Annotated in this window: 9 protein-coding genes; 2 read left to right on the top strand and 7 right to left on the bottom strand. The window is 65.0% G+C overall.

Translation table 11 applies throughout. From position 1 onward, the window contains the following. Positions 1-45 precede the first annotated feature (45 nt). Together U0O11_RS04960 and U0O11_RS04955 are read left to right on the top strand one after the other, a co-directional pair. A complete protein-coding gene (locus U0O11_RS04960; RefSeq protein ID WP_263643036.1) occupies positions 46-177 on the top strand; it encodes a hypothetical protein in 132 nt (43 codons plus the stop codon). 152 nt (positions 178-329) lie between these two features. After that, positions 330-1280, top strand: coding sequence for an AEC family transporter (locus tag U0O11_RS04955; RefSeq protein ID WP_043335541.1), 951 nt, complete (start codon positions 330-332; stop codon positions 1278-1280). Positions 1281-1418: 138 nt separating this feature from the next. Here the strand turns inward: U0O11_RS04955 and sixA are convergent, their stop codons facing one another. The 7 genes from sixA to U0O11_RS04920 form a co-directional block, all read right to left on the bottom strand. Then, entirely contained in the window at positions 1419-1928 is a 510-nt protein-coding gene (sixA, locus tag U0O11_RS04950; protein ID WP_054554945.1) for a phosphohistidine phosphatase SixA, read from the bottom strand. Positions 1929-2085: 157 nt separating this feature from the next. After that, positions 2086-3213, bottom strand: coding sequence for an NAD(P)H-dependent glycerol-3-phosphate dehydrogenase (locus U0O11_RS04945; RefSeq protein WP_084589572.1), 1128 nt, complete (start codon positions 3211-3213; stop codon positions 2086-2088). A 345-nt stretch (positions 3214-3558) separates the two neighbouring features. Continuing rightward, complete coding sequence (locus U0O11_RS04940; protein WP_043335534.1) at positions 3559-4947, bottom strand: NAD(P)(+) transhydrogenase (Re/Si-specific) subunit beta; 1389 nt, start codon at positions 4945-4947, stop codon at positions 3559-3561. Continuing rightward, complete coding sequence (locus U0O11_RS04935) at positions 4947-5279, bottom strand: NAD(P) transhydrogenase subunit alpha (protein ID WP_043335532.1); 333 nt, start codon at positions 5277-5279, stop codon at positions 4947-4949. Before U0O11_RS04935 ends, U0O11_RS04940 begins: the two co-directional genes overlap by 1 nt. After that, complete coding sequence (locus tag U0O11_RS04930; protein ID WP_225347746.1) at positions 5276-6493, bottom strand: NAD(P) transhydrogenase subunit alpha; 1218 nt, start codon at positions 6491-6493, stop codon at positions 5276-5278. The genes U0O11_RS04935 and U0O11_RS04930 overlap by 4 nt, the downstream gene beginning before the upstream one ends. 608 nt (positions 6494-7101) lie before the next feature. Next, positions 7102-8856, bottom strand: coding sequence for a protein adenylyltransferase SelO (locus U0O11_RS04925; protein WP_324691929.1), 1755 nt, complete (start codon positions 8854-8856; stop codon positions 7102-7104). After that, positions 8849-10900 carry an ATP-dependent helicase gene (locus U0O11_RS04920; RefSeq protein WP_225347744.1) on the bottom strand — a complete coding sequence of 684 codons (2052 nt, stop codon included), beginning with the start codon at positions 10898-10900 and terminating at the stop codon, positions 8849-8851. The genes U0O11_RS04925 and U0O11_RS04920 overlap by 8 nt, the downstream gene beginning before the upstream one ends. Between the last annotated feature and the right edge of the window lie 24 nt (positions 10901-10924).

Genomic DNA, 10924 nt, shown 5'->3' with positions numbered 1-10924 from the left:
TCATTCGCTGAGCCAATATTTCACCTTGCTGGACAGGACCCCTCGATGCCCAAGCATGACAAGCAGTCCGCTACTTCCTCGCCGTCTTCCAGGCCGCGTCGCGATACCCGCCTGCGCAACGGCCTGTTCTGGGCCTTGCTGGCAGCGGCCTTGATCACGGGCTTCTGGCTGGCCTGAGCCAGGCCGCCGCGGCAGTTCACGACGGGCTGACACGACAGCTCGCAACGGGCCGCCGCGGTAGCGCAACGCTCGTCAGACGCTGACCAAAAGCCTCATCAGACAGACCGCAACACTCACAGGACAAGGGCGGAAATGAGCGAGACTACTTCATGAACGACATGCTGGCGCTGTTCGTCGCGACCCTGAACGTCACCGTTCCGGTCTTCGCGATGGTATTTCTGGGCCTGGGCCTCAAACGCCTCGGCTGGATCGATGACACCTTCATCGGCACCGCCTCATCGCTGGTGTTCAAGGGCACCATGCCGGCGCTGGTCTTCCTCTCCATCGTACGCGCGGACCTGGATCACGCCCTGCGCCCGGGCATGCTGACCTATTTCGCGCTGGCGACACTGGGCACCTTCCTGCTGCTGTGGGGCTGGGCGATCCTGCGCGTGCCGAGAAAGGAACGCGGCGAGGTGGTCCAGGGCTCGTTTCGCGGCAACTGCGCCATCGTCGGGCTGGCACTGGCCGCCAACCTCTACGGCGATCTCGGCCTCTCGATGGGCGGCATCCTGATGGGCGTCGTCATCCTGTCCTACAACATGCTGTCGGTGGTGGTGCTGTCGAGCTATCTCGGCGATGGCCGCACCAGCTGGAGTGGCATCGCGCGCGGCATCATCACCAACCCGTTGATTCTCGGCGTGCTGGCCGCCCTGCCCTTCGCGGCCTTCAGCTGGCAGCTGCCCGAGTGGCTGGAGACCTCCGGCGACTACTTCGCGCGCATGACGCTGCCGCTGGCATTGATCTGCATCGGCGGCACCCTGTCGATGCGCTCGCTGCGTGAAGGCCGCAAGCTGGCGCTGAGCGCCAGCCTGATGAAGATGATCAGCGTGCCGCTGCTGGCGACCACCGTCGCCGTGCTGCTGGGCTTCCGCGGTACCGAACTCGGGGTGCTGTTCCTGTTCTTCGCCTCACCGACGGCGGCGGCAAGCTTCGTGATGGTGCGGGCAATGGGCGGCAATGACCGCCTGGCCGCCAACATCATCGCCATCAGCACCCTGATGGCAGGCATCACCATCACGGCAGGCATCTTCGTGCTCAAGCTGAGCGGTCTGGTCTAGCAGCAGCGGTCTGATCAAGCAGCAGTCTGGCTGCATGTCAAAACGAAACGCCCCCGCCAGTGCAGACTGGCGGGGGCGTTTCGTTGTGGCTCAATGGTTGCGGCTCAATGGTTGTGGTTCATGACCACCGCGCGTGTCTTACGCCAGTTCCGCCGGGCTCACGAACTGGTGCAGATCCGCCAGACCTGCGGCCCAGACATCGGCGTCCAACCAGGCGAGACTTGCGGTGGCAAAGGCCAACTGGGTGCTGCCGGGGCCATCGACCAGGGCGCTGGCCAGATTCGAGACCAGCGGATTATGGCTGATGATCAGCCAGTCACGCGGCTCGCGCCCTTCAGAGGTGGGCGGCACATGGGTCTGCAGCCAGTCGAGTACCGGCGTCAGCGGGTCGTCCGGGGTGATGATCTCGAGCGTTGTCTGCTGCTCACCACTCAACTCCAGCGCCGAGGAGATCTCCTGGGCGGTCTGCTGGGCGCGGGTAAACGGGCTGACGACCAGCGTCAGCCGCGCACGACGCTCGGCGGGCAGCTGATGGGCCAACCAGCGACCGATGCGGCGCGCCTCTTCGCGGCCATATTCACTCAATTCGCGGCTGGGGTCCGGCGTGCCGGCCTGGGCCTCACCGTGACGCATGATCAGTACACTCATGACATTCTCCTGAAAAGATGACTGCCGCAGCGCAAGCGCTTCATCACTCGCTCTGTCGCTGCGGCCGATGACCAGGGACTCGCCAACCGGAGCGTTGCACGAGTCAGACAAGGGGATGGCGAAACACGCTCCATCACCCGCTACCTGCTATGAGTCCTCAGGAGCCGTCGGGTTCCAACTGCCGTGCCTGCTGCACCGACTCACGCGACAGCACGAATTCCACATCGCTGGATTGCTCACCGCCCATCAGCGCGCGGGCCATGTGATGCGGGTCGACATTCTCGAACAGCACCTTGGCCATGCCACTGACCAGCGGCATGTAGATGCCCAGCCGCTCGGATTCATCCTGCACCAATCGCACGGTGTTGACACCCTCGGCGACCTGCCCCAGCACCTCGACCGCCTGGTCGAGGGTGCGCCCTTCTCCCAGTGCGTAGCCGACCCGATAGTTGCGCGACAACGGCGAGGAGCAGGTCACGATCAGATCGCCAACGCCGGCAAGGCCGAGGAAGGTCATCGGATTGGCGCCCTTGGCCACGGCGAAGCGGCTCATCTCGGCCAGCGCGCGGGTCATCAGCATGGCGCGGGTGTTCTCGCCCATGCCCAGAGCCGCGGCCATGCCGGCCGCGATGGCGTAGATGTTCTTCAGCGCCCCGCCCAGCTCGACGCCGTAGCGGTCATTGCTGGCATAGACCCGGAAATAGTCGCAGCCGAAGGCCGTCTGCACGCGAGCGCGGGTGTAGGCATCGTCGGAGGCGATCACCGTGGCCGTCAGCTGCCGCTGGGCGATCTCGGCCGCCAGATTGGGGCCAGACAGCACGCCGATGTGCGTGAAGCCGGTTTCCTGCTCCAGCACCTCGCTCATCAGGGTGAAGCCTTCGCTCTCGATGCCCTTGGTGGTGGCCACCAGAATCTGCCCTTCACGCAGGTGGGCGCGCGCCTGACGGACCACCGTACGGAAGGCCTTGGAAGGAATCGCCACGCACACCAGCTCGGCCTCGGCCAGTGCATCGGCCATGTCGGTGGTGGCACGCACCGAGGCATTGATCTCGAAGCCCGGCAGATAGCCCGAGTTGCGGTGCCGGGTGTTGACCTCCTCGGCCTGGCTGGCATCACGCATCCACTGGGTGACGCTGGCACCGTTGTCGGCGGCAATCGAGGCGATCGCGGTCCCGAAGCTGCCGCCACCCAGCACGCAGACATTGAGTCCCACCGCCTGAGGGGTCGTTTCGCTTACCTCGCGATCACGAATGGCCCGACGAGGTGAAGGGGTAGTGGCAGACATGCAGACTCCTTGGATGACGATGTGCTCAGTGAATGGCAGGCATTGTACTCATAGTTTGTCAGAGAATGCTGAACAAGAGATGTCTGCGCAGACCTCGTGGCCAACGCAGGGGCTGCGCCTGGGTGACGCGCCTGGGTGACGCGCCTGAGTGACGTGCCTGCCACGCGCGCTTCGCAAGCAATCGACTGGCATGAACCGTCGATACGCATAAATCCTCGATATGCATGAACAATCGACATGCATAAAAAAACCGGCAATTCCTGCCCCTGAGGCGCAGAAATTGCCGGTCTGTTCAGCACTGGCGTGATGGCGGCAGACTTGCCCCCATCACGCCGAGGCGTCAGATCACAGCGTCTTGAGGGCCGTGATCATGTCGCCGACCACCTTCTGACCATCGCCATACACCATGCGCGTGTGGTCAAGATAGAACAGGTGATTCTCGACACCGGAGAAGCCGGACCCCTGACCGCGCTTGATCACCAGCACGTTGCGTGACTGGTCGGCGTTGAGGATCGGCATGCCGTACAGCGGGCTTGAGGCGTCGTTCTTGGCGACCGGATTGACCACGTCATTGGCGCCGATGACCAGCGTGACGTCGGTGGTCTCGAAGTCGTTGTTGATCTCGTCCAGGTCCGCGATCATGTCGTAGGGCACGCCGGCTTCCGCCAGCAGCACGTTCATGTGACCCGGCATGCGGCCGGCGACCGGGTGGATCGCGAAGCGAACTTCCACACCACGCTCACCCAGCAGCTCGACCATCTCCCAGACCTTGTGCTGCGCCTGTGCCACCGCCATGCCGTAGCCCGGCACGATGATGACGCGCTCGGCGAAGGCCAGCTGCACGGCGGCGTCCATCGGATCGGAGGCCTTCATGCTGCCCTCGATCTCGCCCTGCTCGACACCTGATGCGCCACCGAACTGCTTGAACAGCACGTTGCGGATCGGGCGATTCATGGCCTTGGCCATCAGCTGGGTCAGCAGCGTACCGGCCGCCCCGACGACAGTACCGGCGATGATCATCGCGGCATTGCCGAGCACGAAGCCTTCCATCGCCACCGCAAGGCCGGTCAGCGCATTGAACAGCGAGATGATCACCGGCATGTCGGCGCCACCGATGGGCAGTGCCAGCATCGCGCCGAACAGCAACGCAAGCGCGAAGAACACCAGCACCAGCGAGCTTGATGGTTCCACCGCCGCGATCACGACACCCAGATAGACCGTCAGGCCCAGCACGATCATGTTGATCAGCTGCTGACTCGGGAAGTTGAACGCCTTCTTGAGGCGCCCATCCAGTTTGGCCCAGGCCACGATGGAACCGGAGAAGGCCACCGCACCGATCATCGCCCCGAGCACGCCCAGCCACAGCGCCAGCGAGCCGTGCTGCTCGATCAGTGCCGGGTTGTCGCTCATGCGCATCAGCTCGACCGCGGCGATCGCCGCTGCCGCACCGCCGCCCATGCCGTTGTAGATGGCGATCATCTGCGGCATGTCGGTCATCTCGACCTTGTTGCCGGAGTACCAGGCGATACCGCCACCGATGACGATGGCCAGCAGCATCAGGCCATAACGACCATCAATCTGCGGATGCAGGAAGGTGAGCAGCGTGGCCACAACCATCGCGATACCGGCCCAATGGATGCCGCTGCGTGCCGTGGAAGGATGTGACATGCGCTTGAGGCCGAGGATAAAGACCACCGCCGCCGCGAAATACCCTGTTTCGACCAGCCAGTTCATCAGCGAGCCTCCTTGTCGTTGATGCCATTGGCAGCGTCTGTGCCCTTGCTGCGATCACTGGTCTTGAACATTTCCAGCATGCGCTCGGTGACCACATAACCGCCGACCGCGTTGCCGGCGCCCAGCAGCACGGCGATGAAGCCGATGAACTGCTGCATGCCGGTCTCGGCCTGACCGAGGGCGATCATCGCCCCGACCAGCACGATGCCGTGGATGAAGTTGGAACCGGACATCAGGGGCGTGTGCAGAATCACCGGCACGCGCGAGATGACCTCGTAGCCGACGAAGGCCGCCAGCATCAGGATGTATACGGCAGAAAGTCCTTCGATCATGCGGCGTCCTCCGCGCGAGCGCGTACGTCATCGTGGGTGATGCGGCCGCCTTCGGTCAGACGCATCGGGCCGAGCACCGCATCCTCGAAGTCCAGCGTCAGTTCGCCGTCCTTCATGAAGGGGGTCAGCAGGTTGAAGAGGTTCTTGGCGTACATCTCGCTGGCATTGACCGCCAGGCTCGAGGCCATGTCCAGCGGGCCGAGTACCGTGACGCCAGCATGCTCGACACGCTTGCCGGGCTCGGTCAGTTCACAGTTGCCACCGCCTTCGGCGGCGAGATCGACCAGCACGGCGCCGGGCTTCATGCCCTCGACCATCTCGCGGCTGATGATGCGCGGCGACGGACGCCCCGGAATCGCGGCGGTGGAGATCACCACATGCGCATCGCCCATGTGACGTGCCAGCGCATCGGCCTGCTGGGCGCGCTCGTCATCGGTCAGTTCGCGGGCGTAGCCGCCCTCACCGGAAGCATCGACACCGGTATCGATCATCTTGGCGCCCAGCGATTCGACCTGCTCACGCGCGGCGGCGCGGATGTCATAGGCCCACACCTGGGCGCCGAGACGCTTGGCGGTCGCGATAGCCTGCAGACCCGCGACGCCAGCACCGACCACCACGACACGCGCCGGACGCACGGTCCCGGCGGCAGTCGTCAGCATCGGGAAGAATACCGAGGACTCATTGGCCGCCAGCAACGCGGCGTGATAGCCCGCGACACCCGCCTGCGAGGACAGGGCGTCCATGCTCTGGGCGCGCGAGATACGCGGCACGAATTCCATGCACAGGCTGGTCAGCCCCTGGCTGGCAAGCTTGCTGATCAGCTGCGGGTTCTGGTACGGCGTCATCAATGCCACCACCACCGCGCCCTCACGCAACTCGCTGATCTGTGACTCGCTGGGCGTGCGCACGCACAGCACGAGATCCGCCGCGGCACGCGCCGCCGCGATATCGGCCTCGGCGACGACCGTCACCCCGGGCTGGGCGGCGTAGGCCGCATCATCGAAGTGCGCATGACACCCGGCGCCGCTCTCCACGTGCACGATGGCGTCGCTGGTGTCACTGACGCTGCTGTCCAGGTGACGCGCGAGCTTGCCGGCCGTCACCGGGTCCAGCGCGACGCGGCATTCCCCGCGCGCCAGTGTGCTGCTCACGCCCTCGTCGGGTGTCACCAGGTCCGGTGCACGCATCTCGCGCACGACTAGAATATTCAGCATCGCGCACCTCGTTTCACGTCCGTGTTCATGCCTGAGGCTGCCAGCCTTGAAAGGTTCATGGCGTCGTTCCTGTTGAGCGCTGATTCGCGCCATCCTGCCTGCCGGAGGCGCTTTCAGCGACGTTATTGCCTGTCACAGGTGAGACTTGCCTGAATCGCAAGCCGTGACTCACGCATGGCCAGAAGGCCTGACATCACCCGCGACACGATGAGTGTCCAGCATCAGTCTTTTCTTGTCGGTGCATCAGGGTCAAGCGCTGCATTGCAAAAAAAGCAATAAAATCAAGCATAAAGCTATCGTTATGGCAGCCATAACAGCCGCCTTATGCTGACAGGCGCCTTGCGGCACTACCAAGTGACTGATTTGCAATGAGTTTACAAAAAGCACCTCACCAAGAATAGCTCAGCTTTGTGTTATGCATCGCATAATCTCGAGCTTATGGCTGCCACAGCGTCTGCCATCAAAAATGGGATACCGCCGCAGCAGTATCCCATTTTCGTGACGATGGCTTGAGTGTCAGCGCGTGTTTCCTGCATTGCGCCAGGCGGATGTCCGGCCATGGCTTGCGCTGTCAGCGAAGCAGTTCAGGCCCCCTCCATGAGAACCGCTCAGGACGAGCAACTCATGCAGATCGGCGCTGCATTCGCCGCCGGCGGCCGTGTCCAGTCATCGACGAGCTCGGCAGCGACGCCCTGCGCCTGCCCCAGCTCCAGCGCCGCCTCAAGGCTGCCCTCCTCGGGGCGGAAGAAAGGCGCCGCCAGACGCTGACGCAAGGCCTTGAGCGTAGTGTCATCGCCCTGCTCGACCCGTGCGATCACCTCCAGCAGCAGATGCGTGCGCGGCACATAGAGCGGATTGCAGCCGAGCATGGCCAGACGACGCTGGCGTTCATCCTCGGCGGAGAGCCCGATGGCCATGACGCGCGCCTGATAGCGCTCAAGCCACGCCGAAGCTTCATCGCGCGCCTGGGCCGAGTTGCCATGCGGCCCACGCTCACCCGCCAGACGCACGACCAGCGTTTCCGGCGCGGGCTGCGTGACATCCCAATGACTGAGCAGACGGTAGGCATGGGTGTGGTCGACCTTGCCGGCCGCCAGCAGCTCGCGCCACTGCTGCACCAGCGTCATGTCCTCATCACGAGCATCCGGCAACCCGAGACGCGCGCGCAACAGGCGGGCATATTCGCGCTGCAACTCGCCCTCGTAGGTGCCCAGCGCAGCAGAGAGCGCTTCGACATCGATCAGCGGCGACAGCGCGATCCCCAGACGCTCCAGATTCCATAGCCCGATGCCCGGCTGCTGGGCGAAACCATAGCGCCCGGCCTGATCGGTATGATTCGGCACCAGATTCTCTTCATAGCCATCGAGGAAGGCGTAGGGCCCGTAATCGAAGGTCAGCCCCAGCAGCGACATGTTGTCGGTGTTCATCACCGCATGCACGAAGCCGTAGGCCTGCCAGGCCGCGATCAGTCTCGCGGTGCGAGTGATCACTGTCTCGAACATGGCCAGCGCGCTGGTCACGCGCACCTGGTCTGTGAGGGGCTGGTCTGCAAGCGGCTGGTCCGCAAGAGGCTGGTCCGCCGCTGCCTGCGCGCCGGCTTCCGGCAGACGTTCAGTCAACTCTTCGGGCAGGCACTCAGACAGAGGTTCAGTCAGCTCCTCGGGCAGACACTCTGAAAAATGCTCCCGCAGGGCGTGATCGATCAGCGTCTTGAGGTCTTCATGCCGGCCGGAGTGGGCCAGCCACTCGAAGTGCCCGAAGCGCAGGTGGCTCTCGCAGACGCGCAACACGGTAGCGCCGGGCTCGACGGTCTCGCGCTGAACCCGCTCGGCATTCACCGCCAGTGCCAGCGCGCGGCTGGTGGGAATGCCCAGCGCGGCCATGTACTCGCTGGCCAGATACTCGCGCACGCTGGAGCGCACCACCGCCTGACCATCGCCGAAGCGCGAGTAAGGCGTACGCCCGGCGCCCTTGAGATGCAGATCGAAGATCTTGCCGTGTTCAGTCTCAAGCTCGCCGAGGAGAATGCCACGCCCGTCGCCGAGCTGCGGGTTGTAGTGACCGAACTGATGGCCAGTGTATTTCTGGGCCAATGCGTCCATGCCCGGCAGCAACTGCTCACCGGCCATCAAGAGGCGCAGCTGCTCGAGCGCCTCCTCGCTGGAGGCGTCAGAGGTCAAGGGCGCCTCCAGCCCCAGCAGGCGGGCGCAGTCAGGACTCACATCGGCAAGGCGCGTGCCTTGTCGCGGCTGCGGGGCGACACGCGTGAAGAAGTGCTCCGGCAGGCGGGCATAACGATTGTTGAAGCGCAGCGCCGCCAGGTCGTGCACTTGCGCGGCGGGCGTAGGGGCAAACTCACTCATCAAGAGGCTCCGTCGGGCCGCCGGGGGTCGGCGACTCGCTGGGGGAAGAAGTGGACGCGGCGGCGTCGCTCGGGGTCAACAGGCTGCGCAGGCCGCCGGAGGGTCGCCCGGGCGGCAGCTTGCTGGCCATTTCATACAGCTTGCGCGCCGTCGTGTCGGTGCGTGCCTGACGCTTGAGCGCCTGCAGGGCATCGTCGGAGCCCCGGGCATGGCCCAGGTGCTGAGCATGACTGGCAGGGTCGCTCGAGGCTGGTGCCTGATCGCGCGTGCCAACCTCGGGCGACACCGCGGCAGACGTGTCCTCAAGCGAGCTCTCATGACGGCGCAGCAGCAGGCGCTTGCGCGGTGTCAGCGCCAACTCCGACAGGCGTGCCTTGCCCCACCACGGATGTGGCGCCTGTACGCCATGCGTGGACTCGCTCAGCCAGGCCTGCGGCAGTGCCTCGAGCAGAGGGAAGCGCTCACTCTCGCCCTGCGCCTGCCACCAGTGGCTCAGGCGCTCATTGAGCACCAGCAGCTGGCGTGCCCGCGTGGCGGCGGTGTAGCTGAGATTGGTGACCAGCACCTGATTGGGCAATTGCTGGCGCGCGCTTGGCAGTGCCAGATCATCGGCCAGCACCACGCAATCAAATTCGAGTCCCTTGGCGCGGAACACCGTCCCCAGCATGACCGTGGGCAGCTCGACCGACTGTCCCCGCGAGTGAGCACTGACGATGGCGGCCTGCAGGTCGCCATCGTGCTTGCGCAGCTCCCCGATCCATTGATCGAGTGGCGCCTGGGCATACCAGGAGGCCAGCTCATGCAGGCTGCGCGCCTGATGATCATCGAGACGCGTCAGAGCTCCCAGCACCTGCGCCGGGGTCTGACCGAGCCGTGTCAGGGAGGGAGGCAGCAGTCGCCACCACTCACGCTGACTCGCGCTGTCGCCCTGCTCGGCCATCTGATATGCGCGCCAGAGCCGCCAGTGATCCAGCAGCCCCGCCAGCGGATAGCCTTCGATGCCGTCCAGCCAGGCCACCGCGATGCCGCGCTGATGCAGTGCCAGCGCCTCCCCCAGCGCCGCCACCGGACCGGCACTGATCACCGCATGGCGCTTGCCGGAGTGCAGCAATGCCTCACGCACCGCGGGCAGCGCCAGACGGGTCGCCGGGCCGAGGCCGCTCATGGCCTGCTCGCGGGCGGTGGGCGAACAGGCCGCCAGTCGCGTGCCCAGCGCCGCCAACGCAGGCCCGAAGCGCCAGGCGCCGGGCAGCGAGTAGACGGTGGCATCGGCCAGCAGCGGCGAATCCAGCGAGCTCATGCCTTCCACCTGACGCGACAGGCTCTGATGCGGGTCGCCGATCAGCAGCAGGTCACAGCGCTGGCGACGCAACATGGCCAGCAACGCTGGCGTGGCGTCCTGCGCCTCATCCAGCATCACCAGGTCGGCCTCCAGCGACTGGCCATGCTGCGACCACAGCTTGAGCAGGGCATTGAACGACAGGCTCTGCTGATGATCGGCGGGGTCCAGCAGACACTCCCACACCAGCCGCATGCTCTCGACCAGCTGGCGCAGCTCATTGGCGCTCAGCCGTTGTGCCACGCCTTCAGGCAGATGCTCCGGCATCGGCACCGCGTCGCTCTCGGCGAAGAAGGTGTTCAGGCCCTGGGCGATCAGGCTGCGCGACTGGCTGGAAAGACTGCCCAGCCAGCTGAGGCTCTGCGGCGCCAGACGGCGTGTGATGTCGGGTTGCCGCTTGAGCTTGTCGCCGTACTCCTCCATCAAGGCCTGACGCGCCAGCTGATGCAGCGACAGCGACTGGACATTGGCGGGCAGCTGACTGGCGGTCCGCCCGGCCACCGCCGGGTTGAGCGAGGTGTAGATGAGGGTCTCGTCGGCGTAGGTACGCGCCAGCTCGACCATCAGCACGGTCTTGCCGCTGCCGGCACAGGCACGCACCACCACGCAATCGCTGTGCTCGGCGCTGTTGGCCGGCGTGCGATCGCGCAGGCGCGAGGGAAAGGGATGGGCGAGAATTCGCCGTTGATCATTGCTCAGATGCATGGCGGCATGATCCCCCCTGTCAGC

This window comes from Cobetia sp. D5, from assembly GCF_035666195.1.
GTDB classification, from domain to species: Bacteria; Pseudomonadota; Gammaproteobacteria; order Pseudomonadales; family Halomonadaceae; genus Cobetia; species Cobetia amphilecti.
Note: the sequence above shows the minus strand (reverse complement) of the source record. Positions and strands in the feature narration are given on the sequence as shown.